Raw genomic sequence first — 21,317 nt, forward strand, 5'->3', positions numbered from 1 at the left:
CACTGCAGGGATGGTTCCGCGATCGGTTCCGGGTGAAGATTCATCTGTCGCCAGGGCCAGGGGGAACACGAACCGGCCGGACGACACAGACCAGGTCAGACCAGACCACACCCACCGGCTCGGCGCTCTGCCGATGCCCTTGTGATTCCCGGGGGGAGTCCCACCATGTCCGTTCGCACCGCAGCCGCCATCGCAGTCGTCGCCGGCGTTGTCACCACTCTGCTGCCGCTCTCGGCCACCGCCGCGTCCGCCGCACCCGCCGCCGACGACCACGCCGTGCTGCGTACGGAGATGGGCGCTCCCGTCCCCGGCGGCCCGCTGACCCGCGGCGGCGCCACCGAGACCTTCGACCTGACGGTGAAGAACCCGACCGGCAAGGCCGTCGAGTACAAGCCGTGGATGCTGCTCGACCCGAAGGGCCCGAGCCGGCTCGACGAGAGCGACATCGTCTTCAAGGTCGAGGCGGTGGACGCCCCGGCGACCAAGTCCGGCATCGGTCAGCAGGACGGCGAGTGGCAGGGCGAGTTCTCTCCGTCCGCCGGCGAGCCGGGCGCGGGCTTCGACATCCCCGCGAACGGCAAGATGACCTGGAAGGTCACCCTCGGTCTCGGCGCGAACTACCCCACCAACAACGGCGACTTCACCTTCACCGCCGGCAGCTCCAACAGCTCCGTCGCCCCCGGCGGCGCCGACTCCCACCTCTTCAAGGTCGACCCGCAGATCAAGACGGGTGAGCTGAAGACCTGGTTCAAGCAGGTCAGTTCGGGCAAGGACGGCCAGGAGCAGCGCGCCTATCTGGACCTGAACCACCAGGCCACCGGTGACGGCACCTTCGCCACCGCCCTCGCCACCAGCCTGACCCTCTCCCACCCGGGCGAGCAGGACGCCGACTTCCGGCTCCAGGCCCTGATCGACGGCCGCTGGCAGGACCTGAAGGCCGAGGACAGCCGCTACGAGCTGCCGCGCATCGCCAAGGGCTTCGGCGCCGCCTCCGGCGTCCACACCCAGCCCCTGCGCCTCAGCCTGGGCAAGAACACCAAGCTGACGAAGCGCACCACGATCACCATGGAGGCCGAGGTCCGCCAGGCCGAGGGCAACACCTGGCCCGTCAGGACCGCCCAGGTGCAGTTCCCGCTGGTCCCGATCACGGAGCCGGCGCCGGCCGAGCCGACCACCACCCCGACCACCACCACCCCGACCGCCACCCCGTCCCCGACCGCCTCTCCCTCCTCCACCACGGCGGTCCGGCAGGCCGTCGCCACCACCACCGGCAACTCCGACGTGACGACCACGGGCTCCTCCACGGGCGCGCTGGCCAGCACCGGCGCCGGCTCGTCCACCGGCCTGTACGCCGGCCTCGCCGCGGCCCTGGTCGCGCTCGGCGCGGCCGCCGCCTGGCTCGGCCGCCGCCGCCGCACCCACGTCTGATCGCACCTCCCCACACCCCTAAAACACCCCGAAGCGCCCCGCCCGATCCCTCGGGCGGGGCGCTTCACATGTACGGGGGTGCGGTCAGGCGTCCGCGGGTGCGCGGTGGCGGGTCAGGACGCGGGTGGTGGAGCCGTCGTCCTCCCGCACGTCCCGGACGTGGGCGAAGCCGATGCGGGCCAGCAGGGCCAGGGAGGCCGTGTTGGCCGCGGCCACCGTGGCGTGCACCTCGGTCAGGCCGAGCGCGCCGAAGCCGTACGCGACGACCGCCTCCGCGATCTCGGTGCCGAGGCCGGACCCCCAGGCGCCGGGGGCGAGGGCGTAGATGATCTCGTGGCCGTCGACCTCGTCGGTCCGCTTGATCTCGGCGTGCCCGACCAGCCGTCCGTCCCTGCGCACGGCCCAGACGTCGAAGAGGTCCTCGGCGTAGACCTTGGTGAAGACCCGCCCGAACAGGGCGCGGTCCTCGGCCTCGGTGGCGGGGCCGTCCCCCATCCACCGGGAGACCCGGGTGTCCTGGAAGAGCGCCACGAAGGCTTCCTCGTCCTCGGGGGTGTACGGATCGAGCAGCAGGCGTTCGGTACGCAGAACCGGAGTCACGGCGCCGACGCTACCGCCCACCGTCCGCACGGCTCACCCGGTTTACCGCCCAAGTCGCCCCGGACCCGGTGGGATCCGGCGGACGAGCCCTCGCGCACCTCGTTCGAGGAGTCTCGGGTGACGTGCGGGCGGTGGCCGGGCCTCTGACCGTAGAACTCTGTCGAAACCGCCCGCACGGGATGCCGGGGAGAAGCACAATGACAAGGTGACAACTCCGCCACCACCGCCCGATGTCGGGGAAATCCGACTGGTCGGAACCCGTGTCGAGTACTGGGACGGCGCCGCCTGGGTCGAGAACCGGGAGCTCCCGGACGACCGGACGCCGCCGGACATGCGTGACTACGACGGCGGGGGCGGCCATCAGTGACCACTCCGTCGGAGCCGGACGCCACGAACGCGGATCCCGTCGTGCTCGATCTGCGGGCGTCCGTGGCCGACATGAGGTCCACCGCCCGGTGGATCGTCGGGGCTGCGGCCGCAGCGGGATCCCTTCTGCTGGCCGGCGGTCCGCTGACGGTCGTGGGCAAACTCCACCACGTCGGCGACGCCGTCGTCGCGGCAGCCGGCCTGCTGATGGCGCTCCTGGGAGTGGCCTGGGCCATCCACCGCACCAGTCAGGTGCTGACGCCCCGGGTGGCCACGTTCGACGACCTCGGCCGCCCGGCGTTGCGCGGTCTGCGCGAACTGATCGACCGCTCGCCCGGCGACTTCTACGGTCCCTTCAGCCCCGACCCCGTCGCACTCCAGGAGGAGCGCACTCTGCGCACCGCCGTCTGTACGCGGCTGACGGCCGCGCTGGTGCACGAAGACGACGCGACCCGGCGCCGCACCCTCGAACACGCGCTGGCCGTGGCCCGCGGCAACGCGAGCCTCGCCGAACGCACCCAGCGGCGGCTGCTCACCTGGATCCACGCCTGGCAGGTACGTGAAGCACTGCGCACGGCACGCCGGGACACCTTCGTGGCATCGCTCGCCGTCGTACTCGGGGCCGCGCTCTTCTTCACCGCACCGGGCACGACGTCCAAAGCCCCGGCGCCGGTCCGTATCTGCATCTCCACGGCATCCCCGCCGCCGCCACCCCTGCTCGGAGACCCCTGTGCACGCTGAGCCCGCAACCATGCATCGTCGGCTCGTCATGGGTGCCGATCACGTGACCCTCCTGGACGGGCCCTCCGTCGTCGCACGGGCGGCGGGCCCGACCGCGTCCGCCTTCTCCTTGCGAGAGACCCATCGGGCCGTCGAACGCGCCTTCGCCCGGGCTCTTCTGCGGGGACTGGAGCCGGAGGCGCTCGCCGAGATCGACAACGCGCTGCTGCTGCTCGGCCGGCACCTCGCCGAAGCCGTCCCCGGACCGGTGGCGAGCCGGCTCGTCTCCGCCGTCGATGCCGCGCGCGCCACAGGACGGACCCTGCACCTCGGCTTCGCGACGAGCAGCCCCCAACAGGCCGCGCTGCCCTGGGAAACCATGATCCTGCCGGGCGCCACGACTCCACTGGCCCTGCACCCGGTCGTACGGCCGTACCGATTGCCCGACGCCGCGGCGGCGTATCCCGGAAGGGGCCCGGACTTCTCCGAAAGCCGTCTCGACGTCCTGGCCCTGCTGTCCAATCCGCTTCCCGAGGACCCCGACGCCGTGCCGGCGGCTCTGCTGGACCTGGAGGCGGAGACCCGCCGGCTGGCCGACGTCGTCGACCGGCTGCCGGGCCGCGCACGTCTTCGGACCCTCGGCCTGGGCAGCCTGGACGGCCTCGCGCGGGCGCTGGCGGACTCGCCGGCCGATGTCGTCCACATCGCCTGCCATGCCCGGCCCGGTCTGCTCCTCCTGGAGGACGCCACCGGCCGGCCGGCACCGGAGGGCGCCGAGCGCCTGACCGCGGCACTGGTGACCCCGACGCGCCCGGGCATCGTCGTTCTGGCCGGATGCGCCACCGCGGCGGGCCCGGTGCCACGGGCCGGCGACGTAGGAGCGGGAGAACTCCCCGGCCTGGCCCAGCACCTCGCCGCATCCGGCATCCCCCGCGTACTGGCCATGTCCACCCAGGTCAGCGACAGCTACGCCGGCACGCTGATCGCCGCCTTCTACTCGGAACTGGCGCAGGGCGCCGAGGTACTCGACGCCCTCCAGAACGCGCGGATCTCGCTGGAGCGGGCCAGGCGGCAGGACGGCGCACGCCGGCTCCCGGAGTGGGGCGCCGCGGTCCTGTTCGCCGGATCCGTGGCGGAGCCCGCCCGCCCGGGTGCGCGGGGCCCGCACCAGGCGGACCGTACGCGGCCCGCCCCGCCGGAAGACCCCCACGGGCGGCGCCCCGTGGCCCCCGGGCTGCTGCCGGCCGAGGCCGTCGCCGCTCCCGACGTATCCGCGCGGCCGGTCACCGCCCTCGCGATGCCGATCGGTGAATTCGTCGGCCGCCGATCCCTGCTGCGGACCACCGTCCGCGCGCTGAGCGGCGAAGGACACCCCGCTCTCGTCGTCCACGCCATGGGCGGCGCCGGGAAGTCCTCGTTCCTGGGCGAGGTGCTGCGCCTCCTCCCGGCTGCACGTACGGGCCTCGCCCTGCTGTCCGGTCCTCTGGACACCGACCAGATCCTCGCCGCCCTCGGCGCGACCCTCGGAGCCGAAGGCTACGCGCGGCTCGCCGACACCCGGGTGCCCTGGCGCACGCGCCTCGCAGCGCTCACCGGGCCGCCACCGCTGCTGGTCCTGGACGGGTTCGAGGACAACCTCGTCAGGGCCGAGGAAGGCGGCGGCCTGGTGTATCGCGACGGAGAGGTTGCGGACTTCCTCCGCCTCTGGCTCACCGAAGTCCCGGGGGCACGAACGCTGATCACCTCCCGCCACCCGCTGCCGCTGCCTCCCACGGCGGCCGACCGTGTGGTCCACCTGCCGCTGCCCGCGCTCAGCGAAGCGGAGACCGCCCTGCTGCGTGCCCGCCTGCCCGCGCTCCGCAGCCTGCCGCACCGCGCCTGGGCAGACGTACAGCGGGCCATCGGCGGCCACCCCCGCACGTACAACTACCTCGACGCGCTCCTCAGCGGTGGCCGCACGGACTCCGCCGACCTGGCAGCCCGGCTGGACCGGCTCACCGACGGCGCCCTGCCGGATGCCGTGGCCCTGGTCGACGGACGGCCCCGGCTCGCTCTGGCGGAGGCGTCCCGGCTCGCCGCCGCCGATGTGCTGCTGGCCGATCTCGTCGCCGCTCTGGACGGGCCTTCCCGCGCGATGCTTCACCGCACCGCGGTCTTCCGCAAGCCCGTCCCGGCCACGGCATTCACCGACGACGACGGCCGTCGTCCGTTGCGCCGCCTCGTCGAATCCGGCCTGGTCTCGTCCGACGACGGAGGCGACCGCTGGCTCGTCCACCGCTGGACGGCGACGGAGCTGGCACGCCTCGACCCGCAGGCGGAGGCAGCCGGACACGCCCCGGCGGCCCAGTACTGGCAAGGGCGCTTCGAGGAGGACGGGGCCCCGCTCGAACTGAGGCTCGTCGCCGCGCAGGAGGCGATGCACCATCTGGTCGAATCGGGCGAGAAGGAGCGAGCCGTACGCGTGGCCAGCAGGTTGTGCGGCCGCCTGCACGTCTCCGGCATGTGGGGAACGGAGGAACGCATCTGCTCGGACCTGCTGAAGTGGATGGAACCCGGCACGCCGGACGAGACGATGACGCACCGGCAGCTCGGGCTCATCGCCCGCGACCGCGGAGACATGCCCGGCGCCCGTGGGCACCTGGAACGGGCCCTGGCCATCAGCGAGAAGGCCGGCGACCTGCGCGGCATCGCATACGCCCAGCACCAGCTCGGCAGTGTGGAGCATGAGCAAGGACTCTTCGACGCGGCCATGGTCCGCTACCGGGCCGCGGCGGACGTGTTCGCCGACATGGGGCTCGAACGGGACGCCGCCGCCACCCTCGCCCAGATTTCCATGATCGACGAGGACCTCGGGAGACTGGTGGAAGCCCGCAAGGGGCTGCTCGCAGCGATGACGGTCTTCCACCGGGTCGAGGACGGCCAGGCGCTGATCGCTTGTCATCAGCGGCTCGCCTCCCTGGCCGAGCGGACCGGCGACCTGGCGTCCGCCAGGACCCACCTCGACGCCGCCGCCACGATCTGCGAGGCCGACGGCAACCGGTTCGCGGCGGCCGAGGTCCGGCAGCGGATCGGCATCCTCCTCACCATGTCCGGTGATCACGACGGCGCGTACGAGGCGTTCGACGCGGTGCTGGAAGAGGCCGAACGCCGGAAGGCCTCGATCGACATCGCCCGCGCCCACCACCATCTGGGCATCTCCGCCCAGCACCGGGCCGAGCACGCCATCGCCGAACGGCACTTCCGCGCGGCCCTGCAGCTCAATCAGCGGCTCGGCAGGATCGCCGCCGAGGCGTCCAACCGCACCCACCTCGGCGTACTCGCCCGTCTCTCCGGCGCGCCCCTCACCGGTCTCGCGGAGGGGCGCCGGGCACTCTCCCTCTTCGAGCTCACCGACGACACACGGGGATCGGGCGACGCACACCTGACCGTCGCCGACTGCTTGCGGGACATCGGGCACCTCGACGAGGCCCGCCGCGCCTATCGGGAGGCTCTCGGAGTCCACGAGGCCTTCGGCGACGCCCTCGCCGCCGAGAAGGTCCGGGCCGCGCTCGACGCCCTCCCCGTGACACCACCGGCCGGCTCCTCCGCCGCCGTTGAGGAGGACGACCCCGCCAGGTGGAACGACAGCCCGGCAACCGGCTGAGAAGGCCGGCCTCCCGCACCATCCGTCACGCCGTTCCCAACCCGACCGGAGGATCCCTTGTACGACCTTGTGCTCAGCCCGCACGCCCGCGGTACAGCGGTGGAAACCCTCCACAGGCTGGTGGAGGCCGCCGGGCTCGTCACCACGGTGCAGACGTCGATCGGCCTGAACGAGACCATCGGAGCGATTGTCGAGGTAGCCCCGCGCCTGTCCGAGGACCACGAGGTCAGGGCCGACGGACTCATCGTGAGCCGCGTCGGGATGTACCGCATCGTGTGGGGTGTCGTCAGGCACCCCGCCGGAAGCCTGGCGATCCTCACGCCCATGCCGGGCTACGAGGGTCAGCCTTCCGATTGGACCGGCCACTACATGCGGGAGGTGCTCGACCCGGTCCTCGCCCTTTCCGGCCGTGGCCACCGCACCGGAGGGGGTGGCAACGGTTCGGTGACCGACCCGGAGTTCGCGCGGGCCTTCCAGAACGCCTACCTCTGAGACGAGGGGGCGCGCGGGCCGGAAAAGCCTGAGCGCCCCACCCGGCCGGAACGGGGTGGGGCGCTCAGTACCAGGTCAGAGGGGGATTCCCCCGCCTGGGAGCGGTAGGCCATGTCGGACTCGAACCGACAACCAACGGATTAAAAGTCCGCTGCTCTGCCAATTGAGCTAATGGCCCTCCAGGTGCTCACCCCAGAGCATAGCCGGACAGCGCCGGTCAGCCGATCGGGTATCGACCGACCGGCCTGTCGGCGTCGGGTTGGGGGGCGGGCCGGCGGCCGGGACGCGGGGGACGGAAACCCTTCCACGCCGGGGCGATCGGAGTACCTGACGCCTTGTCACCGACAGGTCGCACGTGATGCGACAGGACCCCCACGACCGGAGTCGTGGGGGCCCTGTCAGGAGTTCGTGCTCAGCCGCTGTCAGCCGTTGCGCTTCCAGCGCGGCTTGTCGTCACGGCGGCCGAAGCCACCGGAGGGACGGTCGTCGCGGCGGAAACCGCCACGGTCGCCACCACGGTCACCGCGGTCGTCACGGTTGAAGCCACCCGACGGACGGTCATCGCGACGGAAACCACCCGACGGACGGTCGTCGCGGCGGAAGCCACCACGGTCGCCACCACGGTCACCGCGGTCGTCACGGTTGAAGCCACCCGACGGACGGTCATCGCGACGGAAACCACCCGACGGACGGTCGTCGCGGCGGAAGCCACCACGGTCGCCACCACGGTCACCGCGGTCGTCACGGTTGAAGCCACCCGACGGACGGTCGTCACGACGGAAACCACCCGACGGACGGTCGTCGCGGCGGAAGCCACCGGAGGGACGGTCGTCACGGCGGAAACCGCCACGGTCGCCACCACGGTCACCGCGGTCGTCACGGTTGAAGCCACCCGACGGACGGTCGTCACGACGGAAACCACCCGACGGACGGTCGTCGCGGCGGAAGCCACCGGAGGGACGGTCGTCACGGCGGAAGCCACCACGGTCGCCACCACGGTCACCGCGGTCGTCACGGCGGAAGCCGCCACGGTCACCGCGGTCGCCACCGCGGTTGTCCCGGCGCTCGTAGTTGCCGCGGTCGTCGCGCTGGGCGCGGTTCTCCTCGCGGCGCTCCTGCGCGGCGATCTCGGCGGCGGCAGCCGCGGCGGCGGCCGCGACCTCGGCCTCGGCGGCCTCGGCCACCTCGGCGACGGCGGCCTCCGGGTCCTCGCCCCGCTCGCGCGCGGAACGGGCGACCAGGCGGTCGGCCTCCTCGCGCAGTTCGGCGGCGCGGCGCGTCATGCGCTCCAGCTGCTTGGTGAGCTCGGCGACCTCGCGCTCGGCCTGCTTGGCGGCGTTGTTCGCGGAGTCGGCCTGGACCTCGGTCAGCGAACGGGCACCGGTGATCTCGGCGACCTCCGGCTCGAAGGCGCCGGCGCCCTGGACGATGTGGCGCGAGGCGTCGACGCCCGCGTCCTCCATCAGGCGGAAGATCTGGCGGCGCTGGTGCGGCAGCGCGAGGGAGACGACGACACCGGACTTGCCGGCACGGGCGGTACGGCCCGAGCGGTGCAGGTAGTCCTTGTGGTCTCCGGCCGGGTCCACGTTCAGGACCAGGTCGATGCCGTCGACGTGGATGCCTCGGGCGGCGACGTCGGTGGCGACGAGCGCGTTGACGTAGCCGTCCTTGAAGTCGGCGAGGACGCGGGTACGGGCGCCCTGCGTCATACCGCCGTGCAGCGCGTCGGCCTTCACGCCGGCCTCGACGAGCTGCTCGGCGATGCGGTCGGCGCCCAGCTGGGTGCGGACGAAGATGATGGTGCGGCCCTTGCGGGCGGCGATGGCGGCCGTGACCGGCGCCTTGTCCTTCGGCTTCACGACGAGCACGTGGTGCGTCATGGTCGTGACGTTGCCCTGGGCGCTGTCGACCTCGTGCGTGACGGGGCTGGACAGGTAGCGCTTGACCAGGGTGCCGATCTCGTTCTCCATGGTGGCGGAGAAGAGCATGCGCTGGCCGCCCTCGGGGATCTGGTCGAGCAGCTCGGTGACCTCGGGCAGGAAGCCCAGGTCGGCCATCTGGTCGGCCTCGTCGAGGACCGCGACCTGGACGTTCTCCAGGGAGCAGGCACCGCGGTTGATGATGTCGCGCAGTCGGCCCGGGGTGGCGACGAGGATGTCGACACCGCGCTCCAGAGCGTAGATCTGGTTGCTCATGGAGGTACCGCCGCAGACGACCTTCATCTTCAGGCCGAGGACGTCGCCGTACGGCTGCAGGGCGTCCGCGACCTGCATCGCGAGCTCACGGGTCGGCGTGAGGATGATCGCGCGGGGCTTCTTCTTCTCGGTGTGGCCGCCGGCCAGCGTGGCCAGGGTCGGCAGACCGAAGGAGAGCGTCTTGCCGGAGCCGGTGCGGCCGCGGCCGAGGATGTCCTTGCCGGCCAGGGCGTCCGGGATGGTCGCGGCCTGGATCGGGAAGGGGGTGGTGACGCCGTTCTGGGCAAGCTTGCGCACGATGCCCTCGGGCAGACCCAGGTCACCGAAGGTGATCGTGGGCTCGGCGTCGGCATCGGCGTCGAAGTCGTCGGAGGAGTCCTCGAAGGACCCACCGCTCACGTCCGCCTCGAGAGCCTCGATGATGCCCTCGGCCTCTGCGGCCTCGATGGCCTCGGTGACCACAAGGGCTTCGGTGTCGATGATCTCGTTGGAGTCGTTCTCGGGCATGACGGAACGGTCAGAACTGGAAATGGACATGCGAAATGCGAAACCTTCCGGAGTCTCGGCACGCGCCCAAACTCCGTGAATCGCAAATCGACCGCCTCAATGCGGTCAGCCACGGCTAGGGAGAGTACGCGCCACACGGCGCTCTTCGGATTCGGCGCCGGGCAATGGGATCAAACGATCTATAACCATACGCACCCTCCCGGGGGTCTGGCAAGTCGCTCCGGTGGAATCACCCCTGACCTGCACAAACACCTCGGATCGGGAGGGTGCCGCCACGCCTCCGGAAGCCGTCACCCGCCGCAGGCGCCCCTAGGCCTGGGGTGCGGGCTGGGTGCTGGGCTCCGGCTGCGGGCTCGACGGACTCGGCGTGGGTTCCGTCACAGGGGGCGTCGGAAGCGGCGGCTCCAGGGTCGGGCTCGCCGACTGGTGGCCGCCACCCGTCCCGCCCGGTCCACCGGAACCCGGACCGCCGGAACCACCCGCCGGCGGCTGCTGCGGGCCCTGCCCGCCGGCGCCGCCGCCCGGCCCCGCCGACGGCACGGCCGCGCCCGGCGCCCCGCTCGGCGCACCCGGGCCGGGAGTGGCCCCGGTCGCGCCGGAGGCCTTGCCGTCCTCCTTGTGCTTGCCGCCCTGGCCCTCCGTACCGTCCTTCGCGCCGTGCCCGTTGCCGCGGATCCCGGAGCCCCGCCCGGAGGCGGCCCCGGCACCCGCCTCGGAGCCGGCGCGCCGCTCCGCAGCGGCGGAGGGCCCCGGCTTCGCGGCGTCCTCGCCGACGCTCATACAGCCGGCCGTCGCCGCGACCGCGAGCGCGGTGACGGCCAGTCTGAGGGAAGCGGACAACTGGCGCACGGGGGCACCTCCGGAGCCTGGGGAGCCTGGGGACGAGAGGCCCGCAGGAGCGGGTCGTCGTGCCCAACTCCCTTTGCCCCGTGAGGGACACGCCCTCAGGCGAACAGTTGTCGCGCCACCTGTGCGCCGAGGTGCACCGCGCCCAGCCCGACCAGTACCGACATCACGACGTTCGCCGCCGCCAGGAAACCCCGGCCGCGCTCGGCCAGCCGCAGCGTCTCGTACGAGAAGGTCGAGTACGTGCTCAGCGCACCGCACAGCCCGGGCCCCAGCAGCAGCACCACCCACGAGGAGGCGGCCCCGGCCACCGCCGCGCCGGTCAGCACCCCCAGCACCAGACAGCCGGCCGTGTTCACGACGAAGGTCCCCCACGGGAAGACGGAGTCGTGCCGCTGCTGCACCGCACGGTCCGTCAGGTAGCGCAGCGGGGCGCCCACGACCGCGCCCGCCACCACGAGCAGCCAGTTCACCGGGCCACCGGGTACCGCACGGCGAACCGGGTCACCGAGGCCGCCGCCCACACCGCGCCCAGCGCGGCCACCACCGTGAGCCCCGCGTAGGCCAGCGCGGACCGCGCCTCCCCCTCGTCCAGCAGCCGCGAGAAGTCCATCGCGTAGGTGGAGAAGGTGGTGAAGCCGCCGAGTACGCCGACCCCGGCGAAGGGCCGCAGCAGCGGGTGCGGCGCCGTCCGTCCGCCCTCGCTGATCAGCACCATCAGGACGCCGATCAGCGCGCACCCGGAGGCGTTGATCCACAGGGTCGCCCACGGGAAGGCGCCGGGCGCGGCCGGCCAGAGCAGGGAGATCCCGTACCGGGCCGAGGCCCCCAGGGCACCGCCGACGGCCACCGCCGCGAGCACTTGGCCCTGCGGCTCGGCCCGCTGCGCGGGCACGTGCAGGTCGACGTCCGGGTCGATCGCCTCGGCGGCGCCGGGGGCGGGCCGGGAGCCTCTCCGGCTCACCCGTACCCCAGCGCGTGCAGCCGCTCGTCGTCGATCCCGAAGTGGTGGGCGATCTCGTGCACCACGGTGACCTCCGTCTCCGCGACCACGCTCTCCCGGTCCTCGCACATCCGCAACGTGGGATTGCGGTAGATGGTGATCCGGTCCGGCAGCACCCCGGCGTACCACTCGCCGCGGTCCGTCAGCGGGGTCCCCTCGTAGAGCCCCAGCAGCTCCGGGTCGTCGGCGGGCGGCTCGTCCTCGACGAACACCGCCACGTTGTCCATCAGCCGCGTCAGCTCCGGCGGGATCCGGTCCAGGGCCTCTGCGACGAGCTCCTCGAACTCCTCGCGCGTCATCTCCAGCACCGGGCCATTGTCCCTCCGGGGGAAACCGTTTTGGCGATAGCTCCCCGGATCCCATATGCTTCTCACGTCCCCGACGCGCTGAACAAGTGCCCGGTGGGTCTTTAGCCCTCATCGTCTAGTGGCCCAGGACGCCGCCCTTTCAAGGCGGTAGCACGGGTTCGAATCCCGTTGGGGGTACGCATTACCGTGTGCAAGACTTTGTCTCGCACACCGCAAGGTCCTGTGGAGCAGTTGGTTAGCTCGCCACCCTGTCAAGGTGGAGGTCGCGGGTTCAAGTCCCGTCAGGATCGCTGAGGCCGGAAACGGTCTCGTGGCTGGGTAGCTCAGTTGGTACGAGCGATCGCCTGAAAAGCGATAGGTCGCCGGTTCGACCCCGGCCCCAGCCACCATCGGAAGGCCCCGTCCATCGGACGGGGCCTTCCTTCGTCACTCGGTCTCGCGCGTGGCGCCGGAGCGACGGCGCCACTGCACCAGGCCGAAGGCCGCCGCGCCCACGGCGACCAGGCCGAGCAGCGCCCCGTCCGGGACGGCCCCGGCCAGCGACCTCACCCACTGCTCCACCGCGAACGAGTCGTCCACGTCCAGCAGCCCCGGCAGTGCGCTCGCCCCGTCGTAGACGAGGAACAGCACGCCCAGGGTGATGAAGAACAGCCCGGACAGCAGCGACGTGCTGTGCACCTCGAAGCGGCCCGCGCGCAGGGCCCGGCCGCGCAGCCAGCGCCGCCGGCCCAGTTCGAACCGCTCCCACAGCAAGGCCATCACGAAGAGCGGCACGGCCATCCCCAGCGCGTAGACGGCGAGCAGCAGGCCGCCGTAAACCGGGCTGCCGCTGACCGCCGCGACCGTCAGGACGCTGCCCAGGATCGGGCCGGCGCAGAAGCCGGCCAGCCCGTAGACCGCGCCGAGCGCGTACACGGACAGCGCGGTGGTCGGCCGGATCCTCCCGGACAGCTCCGAGATCCGCTTCGAGGCGAAGCCCAGGCCGAGGATCTGCGCGGCGCCGAGCGCGATGATCAGCCAGCCGCCGGCCAGGACCAGCTGGTCGCGGTTGCCGTGGAAGAACCGGCCGGCGTAGGAGCCGGCCGCCCCCAGCGGTACGAGGGTGCTCGCGAGGCCCGCGTAGAAGATGCCGGTACGTGCCAGCAGGCGCGAGGTGGAGTCGATCGAGTACGCGAAGAAGGCCGGCAGGAGCAGGGCGCTGCAAGGGCTGAGCAGCGCGAGGAGGCCGCCCAGCAGGGCGGCCAGGTATCCGATGTCGGTCACTGCTTCGCCGCCGCCCGGGCCTGCTCGATGGCGGCGGTGAAGGCGCCGAGCGGCTGGGCGCCGGCGATCGGCCTGCCGTCCACCAGGAAGGACGGGGTGGAGGTGACGCCGATGCGGTAGCCCTCCTCCTGGTCCTTCTTCAGGGCCGCGGTGGCCTCCTCGCCGGCCATGTCGGCCTTGAAGCGCTCGATGTCGGGGACCCCGGCCTCGCGGGCCAGCTCCAGCAGCCTCGGCTCGGCGAAGCCCTTCTCCTTGGAGCCTTCGGCGTACGCGGCCGCGTGGAAGGCGGCGAACCGGTCCTGCCGGCCCGCGGCCCAGGCGGCCCTGGCGGCGGCCTCGGATTCGGCTCCGAAGATCGGGAAGTTGCGCCACTCGATGCGCAGGGTGCCGTTGTCGACGTACTTCTTCACCAGCTCGGGCTCGGTGTCCCGGGCGAACTTGCCGCAGTAGCCGCACTTGAAGTCGGAGTACTCGATGAGCACGACGGGCGCGTCCGGGCGGCCGAGGGCCAGCTTGTCGCCGGGCTCCCGGCGGGCCAGGGCCTTGAGCGCGGCGGAGGTGTCGGAACGGGGCGCGGCCGCGGGCGCGGAGCCGGCGGAGGCCTTCTCGGCGGGGGCGGTGGCCTGCCAGGAGACGAGGCCGAGGGTGACGGCGGCGAGGGCGACCCCCGCGGAGATCAGCATGGGCTTGGCCGAGGACGTGCCGGCTTTGGTCTTGGAGGAGGACATACGGATGCTCCGGTTCTGCGGGAGAGGTCGGTACGGGCCGGGCCGGGCGGTCTCTGGGGCGGCGGGCGGGGACACGAGGTCCCCGCGGGCCGGGGAAGGACCGCGCGGGCGGACCCCTTCTAAACCCGCATCACCGACAGTTCCACCGGGCCGGGGGCGGGCCGGTCGGGGCCGCGGCCGGGCACCGGTAGGGGCAGGCCCGTGTGCGGCCGGGCGGCCGGCGGCACCGGGCGGCCCGGCGGGACCTGGGCGTGGTCACCCCCGGCCCGGGCGGGAGCGGCGGGCGTCCCGCCGTGGTCGGGGGCCGCGGGGGCGCAGGAGGGCCCGCCGCCCCGGACGGCGGCGGCAGCGCGGGGTGCGCCGGGTGCCTCGGACCGGCCCGGCACGGCCCGCAGCGGGGCCCGGCCGGTGCCGGCGCCCGCCCCGGCACGGACGCCCGGGGCGGCATCGGGAGCCCGGGCGGGGTCGGGGGCCGGGGCGGCCTGCGGACCGGCAGCATCGGTCGCGGGATGCCCGGCCGCGGCCTTGAGCGCTCCAGGCGTACCCGAGTCGGCCGGGGCGGCGGCCCGGCCGGCATCCGGCAGGACCGTTCCGGCAGCGGCGGGGGCCGGCCCGCCCAGCAGCATCGCCAGGACCGCCACCAGCACCGCGAGCACGGCGCGGCCGAAGGGGCGGGGGCGGGACAAGGTGGGCTGCCTCTCACTCGTACGGCTGAGGGACTCGTCCCGAAATGGTACGGGTCCGCCCGACAAATGCGTTCGCCACCCGGAGGGCCCAGGTGAGATCCTCGATCAGGTATGTCTACTTCCTTCGCCGCCCTGCAGACGCTTCTCGGTGAGATCTCCCTCCGTGACGCGCACCGCCTCGGCCGCCGCCTCGAAGGCGCCCGCCGCATCCGCAAGCCCGAGGCCAAGCAGGCCGTGCTCGACGAGATCGCCACGGAGGCCGCGAAGGCCGCCGAGCGACTGGCCGGCCGTGCCTCGCGGATGCCGGAGGTCACGTATCCCGAGAACCTGCCCGTCAGCCAGAAGAAGGACGAGATCGCCGAGGCGATACGCGACCACCAGGTCGTGATCGTCGCGGGCGAGACCGGCTCCGGCAAGACCACGCAGATCCCCAAGATCTGCATGGAGCTGGGCCGGGGCGTCCGGGGCATGATCGGGCACACCCAGCCCCGCCGGATCGCCGCCCGCACGGTCGCGGAACGCATCGCCGAGGAGCTGAGGTCCGAGATCGGCCGGACCGTCGGCTGGAAGGTCCGGTTCACCGACCAGGTGGACCAGGACGCGACCTTCGTGAAGCTGATGACGGACGGCATCCTGCTCGCCGAGATCCAGACGGACCGCGAGCTGCGCGCCTACGACACGATCATCATCGACGAGGCCCACGAGCGCTCGCTGAACATCGACTTCCTGCTCGGCTACCTGGCGACGCTGCTGCCCAAGCGGCCCGACCTGAAGGTCGTCATCACCTCGGCGACGATCGACCCGGAGCGCTTCTCCCGCCACTTCGGTGACGCCCCGATCGTCGAGGTCAGCGGGCGGACGTACCCGGTGGAGGTGCGCTACCGGCCGCTCCTCGAAGAGGACTCCGAGGACTCCGACCGCGACCAGATCACCGCGATCTGTGACGCCGTGGACGAGCTCCAGGCCGAGGGCCCGGGCGACATCCTGGTCTTCCTCTCCGGCGAGCGCGAGATCCGCGACACCGCGGACGCGCTGATCAAGAAGAAGCTCCGGTTCACCGAGGTCCTGCCGCTCTACGCCCGGCTCTCGCACGCCGAGCAGCACCGGGTCTTCCAGCCGCACACCGGGCGCCGGATCGTGCTCGCGACCAACGTCGCCGAGACCTCCCTGACGGTGCCGGGCATCAAGTACGTGATCGACCCGGGCAACGCCCGGATCTCCCGCTACAGCCACCGCACCAAGGTGCAGCGCCTGCCGATCGAGCGGATCTCCCAGGCCAGCGCCAACCAGCGCAAGGGCCGCTGCGGCCGTACCAGCGACGGCATCTGCATCCGGCTGTACTCCGAGGCCGACTTCGACGCCCGGCCCGAGTTCACCGACGCCGAGATCCTGCGCACGAACCTGGCCTCCGTCATCCTCCAGATGACCGCCGCCGGCCTCGGCGAGATCGAGAAGTTCCCCTTCATCGACCCGCCGGACCACCGCAACATCCGCGACGGCGTCCAGCTCCTGCAGGAACTCGGGGCGCTGGAGACGGACGAGAAGTCCTCCCCGGAGGGGAGGAAGGGGCAGCGCCTGACGCAGATGGGCCGCAAGCTGTCCCAGCTGCCCGTCGACCCGCGGCTGGCCCGCATGGTCATCGAGGCCGACAAGAACAACTGCGTCCGCGAGGTCATGGTCATCGCGGCGGCCCTGTCCATCCAGGACCCGCGCGAGCGGCCCTCGGACAAGCAGACCCAGGCCGACCAGCACCATGCCCGCTTCAAGGACGAGACCAGCGACTTCCTGTCGTTCCTGAACATGTGGCGCTACGTCCGGGAGCAGCAGAAGGAGCGCGGCTCCTCCTCCTTCCGCCGGATGTGCAAGCAGGAGTACCTGAACTTCCTGCGGATCCGCGAGTGGCAGGACATCTACTCGCAGCTGCGCACGGTCGCCAAGAGCATGGGCATCCACGTCAACGAGGCGGACGCCCCCGAGCAGGTCGTGCATGTCTCGCTGCTGGCCGGACTGCTCTCGCACATCGGCCTCAAGGACACCGACAAGAACGAGTACCTGGGCGCCCGGTCGGCCAAGTTCGCGATCTTCCCGGGCTCCTCGCTGTTCAAGAAGCAGCCGAAGTTCGTGATGTCGGCCGAGCTGGTGGAGACCTCGCGGCTGTGGGCCCGGGTCAACGCCAAGGTCGAGCCCGAGTGGGTGGAGCCGCTGGCGCAGCACCTGATCAAGCGGACCTACAGCGAGCCGCACTGGGAGAAGGACCAGGCCGCGGTGATGGCGTACGAGAAGGTGACGCTGTACGGCGTGCCGATCGTCGCCCAGCGGAAGATCAACTACGGCCGGATCGATCCCGAGGTATCGCGCGAGCTGTTCATCCGCAACGCGCTGGTCGAGGGCGACTGGCGCACCCACCACAAGTTCTACGCCGACAACCGCAAGCTCCTCACCGAGGTGGAGGAGCTGGAGAACCGGGCCCGGCGCCGCGACATCGTGGTCGACGACGAGACCCTCTTCGACTTCTACGACCAGCGGATCCCCGAGCACGTCGTCTCCGGGGCGCACTTCGACTCCTGGTGGAAGCACAAGAAGCGGGACGAGCCCGAACTGCTCGACTTCGAGCGGGAGATGCTGCTCACGGAGAAGGCGGCCGGGGTCACCAAGGCCGACTATCCGGACTCCTGGCGGCAGGGGCAGCTGAAGTTCCGGGTGACCTACCAGTTCGAGCCGGGCGCGGACGCGGACGGCGTGACCGTCCACATCCCGCTCCAGGTGCTCAACCAGGTCACCGAGGAGGGCTTCGACTGGCAGATCCCGGGCCTGCGCGAGGAGGTCGTCACCGAGCTGATCCGCTCGCTGCCCAAGCCGATCCGCCGCCACTACGTGCCCGCGCCGAACTACGCGGGCCGGTTCCTGGCCACGGCCGTGCCGTTGCAGGAGCCGCTGCCGGTGACGCTGGCGCGCGAGCTCCAGCGCATGGTCGGGGTGCCGGTGTCGGCCGAGGACTTCGACCTCACCCGCATCCCGGACCACTTGAAGATCACTTTCCGGATCGTCGACGAGCGGCGCCGCAAGATCGCCGAGGACAAGGACCTGGAGGCCCTGCGGCTCAGGCTGAAGCCCAAGGCCCGCCAGGCCCTCTCCAAGGCCGCCGCGGCCACCGCCGAACGGGCGGGCGGGGAGTCGGTGGAGCGGACCGGGCTGACCGACTGGACGATCGGCACGCTGACCAAGGTGTTCGAGACCCGCCGCGCCGGCCAGCCGGTGAAGGCGTACCCGGCGCTGGTGGACGAGGGCACGAGTGTCTCCGTACGGCTCTTCGACACCGAGGCGGAGCAGCAGCGGGCGATGTGGCTGGGCACCCGCCGGCTCATCCTGCTGAACATCCCGGTGAACCCGGCGAAGTTCGCCTCGGACCACCTCACCAACCAGCAGAAGCTCGCGCTCTCCAGGAACCCGCACGGCTCCATCCAGGCGCTGTTCGACGACTGCGCGACCGCGGCGGCCGACAAGCTCATCGCCGACCACGGCGGCCCCGCGTGGGACGAGGCGGGCTTCCGGAAGCTCTACGAGGCCGTCCGCGCCGACCTGGTGGACACCACCGTGCGGGCCGTGAACCAGACCCAGCAGGTGCTGGCCGCCTGGCAGGCCTGTGAGCGGCGTCTGAAGAGCACCTCCAGCCTCGCCCTGGTCGCGAACATCCAGGACGTCAGGACGCAGCTGGCGGCCCTGATGCCGGCCGGTTTCGTGACGCTCACCGGGCTGCGCAGGCTGCCGGACCTGATGCGCTACCTGGTGGCGGCGGACCGGCGGCTCCAGCAGATGCCCACGGGCGTCCAGCGCGACACCACGCGCATGGAGAAGGTCCACGAGATGCAGGACGAGTACGCCTGGCTGCTGGAGCAGTTGCCGAAGGGACGGCCGGTCCCGGAGACCGTGACCGACATCCGCTGGATGATCGAGGAGCTGCGCGTCAGCTACTTCGCGCACGCCCTCGGCACGGCCTACCCGATCTCCGACAAGCGGATCGTGAAGGCGGTGGACGCGGCGGCCCCCTGATCGGTTCGACCGCACCCCCTGAGCTGCTGTACAGTCTGTTTCGCAGCCGCCTCCGAGCGGCCGCGAAATCAAGGTCCTGTGGAGCAGTTGGTTAGCTCGCCACCCTGTCAAGGTGGAGGTCGCGGGTTCAAGTCCCGTCAGGATCGCAACAACATCAGGGCCCGCATCCCCCCAGGGGATGCGGGCCCTGACGCGTTGGCGGGTGCCGTCGCCCGGGCCGGGTTGGGAAGGGCGGCCGCGGGCCCCGCGTCCGGCCCCGCATCCGCCCCCGCATCCGCCCCCGCGTCCGGCCCTACGGCAGGCTCCGCGCGTCCGCTCCTGCGGCAGCCCGTGCTCTTCCCCGGCCGCACAAGCCCGTGAATCGTCCTCCCGACGGAGAATCCCCCGTTCGCATGATGCTCATCGCGACGGACTTCCCCATTACGGGGTGCATTGGCGGGTATACAAGAGTGATCATCTGTGACGGGTGTCACCGCATGAGTTTTTCGGACTCACACTTTTATCGCATCCATACGCCCGCTCGATTTAATATGTGCAATGGTACCTACTCTGTCAGGCGTCCCGGCTGGCCTCCGACACCCCCCTGACCTGGGCATAAAAAAGATCGCGCTGGACCCGGCGGAGTCCAGCGCGATCGAACGACCCGAGAACCTGTTGGGGCAGGCCGGGCCGTCTGAAGCAATATGGGTCTCATCGGATTGGGGGACCCGACAGCGACCCGTTTAAAGCGGGGTGTTTACGCGACCTCAGGCCTCGCTGCGCTGCTGCGGAATTCCCGCCAGCAGTGCGCGGACCTCGGCCTCGCGGTACCGGCGGTGTCCACCCAGGGTGCGGATGGACGTGAGCTTGCCAGCCTTGGCCCAGCGGGTGACCGTCTTCGGGTCCACGCGGAACATCGTGGCAACCTCAGCCGGGGTCAGCAGCGGCTCGGCATCAGGGGTGCGAGCGGTCATGAGCGGCCTCCTCGGGAGAACCGAACCATCTCGGTTCTTTCCTCTAAATTCTGCACCTTGGCCCGCGTTGCCCGAAATGGACATACGCGGGCCGAGTCGGTTATAGGACGAACGGCTTGTCCTCGGCACTACAACTACACCATCCGTCCAGCCGCGACGGCCAAACCGACGGAATTGCCCTCCGAGGTGTTCATCAGCGGCGGAAGCCCGATGGACCGTCCCATAACGGACAGTCACCCCACTGTGACGATCAGTCACAGAGCGATCAGGAGTCGTCAGACCCCCCGTAGAGTGCAATGCCGAGCATTCCGCCCTTACTTGGGCGGAAGGAACCCTCCCCGGACTCCTTGTCCTATTTTGGCACGAGGGTAGGGGAAGGGCGCAAGGGTGTGGTTAGTGCGGTCCGTCACGCTTGGGCCAATGGCCCGTATCGGGACGTAGGTCCTGGCACTACGTCCTAAATGCCACAGTCAGGCCTCTGATCAGCCAGTTTTAACCGAACGACCGATACGCGGCGGTACGTACGGACCTCTGAAAGGTGAAACCGGCCACACCGGCGATTTTCGGCCTAATTCGCAAAAAGCCGCTCGCGGACCGCCCGCCACCGCTCCGCGAGCCCCCCGTACACCGCCGCCGCACCCTCGGCGTCCCCCGCCCGCAGGGCCTCGATTCCCGCCGCGAGATCCCCCGCCGAGCGGTCGGCCGCCAGCCGGTCCGCCGGCAGGGCGTGCACCAGCCCGCCGTAGTCCAGCTCGACCATCGACCGCGGATGGAACTCCTCCAGCCAGCTCCCCACTTCGACCAGCCCCTCGGCGAGCATCCCGTACCCCTCCGCGGCCCGCAGCGTCCGCAGGGCCCGGGCGAGGCGCCGGCGCGCCTGCACCATCGGAGTCCGGTACCGCAGCCGCTCCCCCTGCACGTACTCCCGCTCCTCGTCGGCCACCAGCACGAACCAGCGCAGCGGGATCTGCCACACCCCCGTACGGATCCAGGGGCGCGCGTCCGGGTTCCGCTCGCGCCAGCGCTCGTACTCCTCGGCCGCCCGCCGGCGCGCCACCGGCGGCAGCGCCGCGTCCAGCACCGGGAGCGGGAACTGGTCCACCAGCTCCTCCAGTGCCAGCCAGCCGCGCAGCCGGGTGCGCCAGGGGCAGACCAGCAGCACCCCGTCGACCTCCGCGGTGAACGCGTCGGCGCTCTCGTGGGCCGGCACCCCCACCAGGGGGACCCGCACCAGTTCCGCCAGCGACCGACGCAGTTCGTCCTGGGCGGTCGGGGCCGTCCCGCGCCGGGCGTACGCGGCCCAGTGGGTGCGCTCCGGCTCCGCGAAAGCGGCCAGGGGCTCGTAGACGCGCAGGTAGGAGGCGTACGGGACGGCAGGCGCCGAGCGCGCGGAGGGCAGCAGCGGTTCGGGGGATTCGGTCACCCTCTCGTACTCCCCTCTTCCGGGGTCCGGTTCACCTCCGGCCCGCGGGCGGAAGGGCCCGGACCGCCTCCCGTACTCCGGGAGTGTTTCGATCCCCGGACAGGTG

The 21,317-nt window shown here is 71.7% G+C and carries 17 protein-coding genes and 5 tRNA genes; 10 read left to right on the plus strand and 12 right to left on the minus strand.

Annotated features, from left to right (window positions below; translation table 11 throughout):
- Nucleotides 1-165: 165 nt before the first annotated feature.
- Complete coding sequence (locus NRK68_RS16080) at nucleotides 166-1,428, plus strand: LPXTG cell wall anchor domain-containing protein (RefSeq protein WP_257856065.1); 1,263 nt, start codon at nucleotides 166-168, stop codon at nucleotides 1,426-1,428.
- A gap of 84 nt (nucleotides 1,429-1,512) precedes the next feature.
- On the opposite strand, the gene NRK68_RS16085 is transcribed toward NRK68_RS16080, so the two are convergent.
- On the minus strand, nucleotides 1,513-2,028 hold the full coding sequence (locus NRK68_RS16085) for a GNAT family N-acetyltransferase (RefSeq protein ID WP_257856066.1): 516 nt from the start codon (nucleotides 2,026-2,028) through the stop codon (nucleotides 1,513-1,515).
- Between the two features lie 205 nt (nucleotides 2,029-2,233).
- On the opposite strand from NRK68_RS16085, the gene NRK68_RS16090 reads away from it, so the two are divergent.
- From NRK68_RS16090 to NRK68_RS16105, 4 genes are read left to right on the plus strand one after another with little or no spacing between them, the layout of a single operon-like run.
- Nucleotides 2,234-2,395 carry a hypothetical protein gene (locus NRK68_RS16090; RefSeq protein WP_183069731.1) on the plus strand — a complete coding sequence of 54 codons (162 nt, stop codon included), beginning with the start codon at nucleotides 2,234-2,236 and terminating at the stop codon, nucleotides 2,393-2,395.
- The gene (locus NRK68_RS16095) at nucleotides 2,392-3,135 is read left to right on the plus strand and encodes a hypothetical protein (RefSeq protein WP_183069732.1); all 744 of its coding nucleotides are present in this window, start codon (nucleotides 2,392-2,394) and stop codon (nucleotides 3,133-3,135) included. The genes NRK68_RS16090 and NRK68_RS16095 overlap by 4 nt, the downstream gene beginning before the upstream one ends.
- Before the next feature lie 28 nt (nucleotides 3,136-3,163).
- Nucleotides 3,164-6,757: a CHAT domain-containing protein gene (locus tag NRK68_RS16100; protein ID WP_257856067.1), complete on the plus strand. Its 3,594-nt coding sequence runs from the start codon at nucleotides 3,164-3,166 to the stop codon at nucleotides 6,755-6,757.
- Nucleotides 6,758-6,814: 57 nt separating this feature from the next.
- On the plus strand, nucleotides 6,815-7,249 hold the full coding sequence (locus NRK68_RS16105; protein ID WP_183069734.1) for a hypothetical protein: 435 nt from the start codon (nucleotides 6,815-6,817) through the stop codon (nucleotides 7,247-7,249).
- A gap of 105 nt (nucleotides 7,250-7,354) precedes the next feature.
- Here the strand turns inward: NRK68_RS16105 and NRK68_RS16110 are convergent.
- From NRK68_RS16110 to NRK68_RS16135, 6 genes are all read right to left on the minus strand, one after another.
- Nucleotides 7,355-7,427 (minus strand) — tRNA-Lys (locus tag NRK68_RS16110).
- 244 nt (nucleotides 7,428-7,671) lie between these two features.
- The gene (locus NRK68_RS16115) at nucleotides 7,672-9,981 is read right to left on the minus strand and encodes a DEAD/DEAH box helicase (RefSeq protein WP_257856069.1); all 2,310 of its coding nucleotides are present in this window, start codon (nucleotides 9,979-9,981) and stop codon (nucleotides 7,672-7,674) included.
- A gap of 279 nt (nucleotides 9,982-10,260) precedes the next feature.
- Complete coding sequence (locus NRK68_RS16120; protein WP_257856070.1) at nucleotides 10,261-10,800, minus strand: hypothetical protein; 540 nt, start codon at nucleotides 10,798-10,800, stop codon at nucleotides 10,261-10,263.
- Nucleotides 10,801-10,895: 95 nt separating this feature from the next.
- Entirely contained in the window at nucleotides 10,896-11,270 is a 375-nt protein-coding gene (crcB, locus tag NRK68_RS16125; protein WP_183069737.1) for a fluoride efflux transporter CrcB, read from the minus strand.
- A complete protein-coding gene (locus NRK68_RS16130; protein ID WP_257856071.1) occupies nucleotides 11,267-11,761 on the minus strand; it encodes a FluC/FEX family fluoride channel in 495 nt (164 codons plus the stop codon). Before NRK68_RS16130 ends, crcB begins: the two co-directional genes overlap by 4 nt.
- Nucleotides 11,758-12,108 carry a metallopeptidase family protein gene (locus NRK68_RS16135; RefSeq protein WP_030012899.1) on the minus strand — a complete coding sequence of 117 codons (351 nt, stop codon included), beginning with the start codon at nucleotides 12,106-12,108 and terminating at the stop codon, nucleotides 11,758-11,760. The genes NRK68_RS16130 and NRK68_RS16135 overlap by 4 nt, the downstream gene beginning before the upstream one ends.
- A gap of 104 nt (nucleotides 12,109-12,212) precedes the next feature.
- Here NRK68_RS16135 and NRK68_RS16140 point away from each other — a divergent pair.
- The 3 genes from NRK68_RS16140 to NRK68_RS16150 all read left to right on the plus strand — a co-directional run bounded on the left by NRK68_RS16140 (nucleotide 12,213) and on the right by NRK68_RS16150 (nucleotide 12,497).
- A tRNA-Glu gene (locus NRK68_RS16140) sits at nucleotides 12,213-12,285 on the plus strand.
- A gap of 39 nt (nucleotides 12,286-12,324) precedes the next feature.
- Nucleotides 12,325-12,398 (plus strand) — tRNA-Asp (locus NRK68_RS16145).
- A 22-nt stretch (nucleotides 12,399-12,420) separates the two neighbouring features.
- A tRNA-Phe gene (locus NRK68_RS16150) sits at nucleotides 12,421-12,497 on the plus strand.
- Between the two features lie 37 nt (nucleotides 12,498-12,534).
- On the opposite strand, the gene NRK68_RS16155 is transcribed toward NRK68_RS16150, so the two are convergent.
- From NRK68_RS16155 to NRK68_RS16165, 3 genes are all read right to left on the minus strand, one after another.
- A complete protein-coding gene (locus tag NRK68_RS16155; protein WP_183069739.1) occupies nucleotides 12,535-13,371 on the minus strand; it encodes a cytochrome c biogenesis CcdA family protein in 837 nt (278 codons plus the stop codon).
- On the minus strand, nucleotides 13,368-14,099 hold the full coding sequence (locus NRK68_RS16160; RefSeq protein ID WP_257856072.1) for a DsbA family protein: 732 nt from the start codon (nucleotides 14,097-14,099) through the stop codon (nucleotides 13,368-13,370). The genes NRK68_RS16155 and NRK68_RS16160 overlap by 4 nt, the downstream gene beginning before the upstream one ends.
- A gap of 119 nt (nucleotides 14,100-14,218) precedes the next feature.
- A complete protein-coding gene (locus NRK68_RS16165) occupies nucleotides 14,219-14,785 on the minus strand; it encodes a hypothetical protein (RefSeq protein WP_257856073.1) in 567 nt (188 codons plus the stop codon).
- Nucleotides 14,786-14,896: 111 nt separating this feature from the next.
- On the opposite strand from NRK68_RS16165, the gene hrpA reads away from it, so the two are divergent.
- Both hrpA and NRK68_RS16175 read left to right on the plus strand, forming a co-directional pair.
- Nucleotides 14,897-18,835 (plus strand): ATP-dependent RNA helicase HrpA, encoded by a 3,939-nt coding sequence (gene hrpA / locus NRK68_RS16170; protein WP_257856074.1) that lies wholly within the window; start codon nucleotides 14,897-14,899, stop codon nucleotides 18,833-18,835.
- A gap of 72 nt (nucleotides 18,836-18,907) precedes the next feature.
- Nucleotides 18,908-18,981, plus strand: a tRNA-Asp gene (locus NRK68_RS16175).
- Between the two features lie 600 nt (nucleotides 18,982-19,581).
- Here NRK68_RS16175 and bldC read toward each other — a convergent pair.
- Together bldC and NRK68_RS16185 are read right to left on the minus strand one after the other, a co-directional pair.
- Nucleotides 19,582-19,788 carry a developmental transcriptional regulator BldC gene (gene bldC / locus NRK68_RS16180; protein WP_003949541.1) on the minus strand — a complete coding sequence of 69 codons (207 nt, stop codon included), beginning with the start codon at nucleotides 19,786-19,788 and terminating at the stop codon, nucleotides 19,582-19,584.
- A 568-nt stretch (nucleotides 19,789-20,356) separates the two neighbouring features.
- Complete coding sequence (locus tag NRK68_RS16185) at nucleotides 20,357-21,211, minus strand: DUF8083 family protein (RefSeq protein ID WP_183069743.1); 855 nt, start codon at nucleotides 21,209-21,211, stop codon at nucleotides 20,357-20,359.
- Nucleotides 21,212-21,317: the final 106 nt, after the last annotated feature.

This window comes from Streptomyces yangpuensis (assembly GCF_024666385.1).
Taxonomy (GTDB): domain Bacteria; phylum Actinomycetota; class Actinomycetes; order Streptomycetales; family Streptomycetaceae; genus Streptomyces; species Streptomyces yangpuensis.

Coding starts and splice junctions, on each gene's coding strand:
- NRK68_RS16080 (WP_257856065.1), top strand. CDS start 166: ATGTCCGTTCGCACCGCAGCCGCCATCGCAGTCGTCGCCGGCGTTGTC.
- NRK68_RS16100 (WP_257856067.1), top strand. CDS start 3,164: ATGGGTGCCGATCACGTGACCCTCCTGGACGGGCCCTCCGTCGTCGCA.
- NRK68_RS16115 (WP_257856069.1), bottom strand. CDS start 9,981: ATGTCCATTTCCAGTTCTGACCGTTCCGTCATGCCCGAGAACGACTCC.
- NRK68_RS16160 (WP_257856072.1), bottom strand. CDS start 14,099: ATGTCCTCCTCCAAGACCAAAGCCGGCACGTCCTCGGCCAAGCCCATG.
- hrpA (WP_257856074.1), top strand. CDS start 14,897: ATGTCTACTTCCTTCGCCGCCCTGCAGACGCTTCTCGGTGAGATCTCC.
- bldC (WP_003949541.1), bottom strand. CDS start 19,788: ATGACCGCTCGCACCCCTGATGCCGAGCCGCTGCTGACCCCGGCTGAG.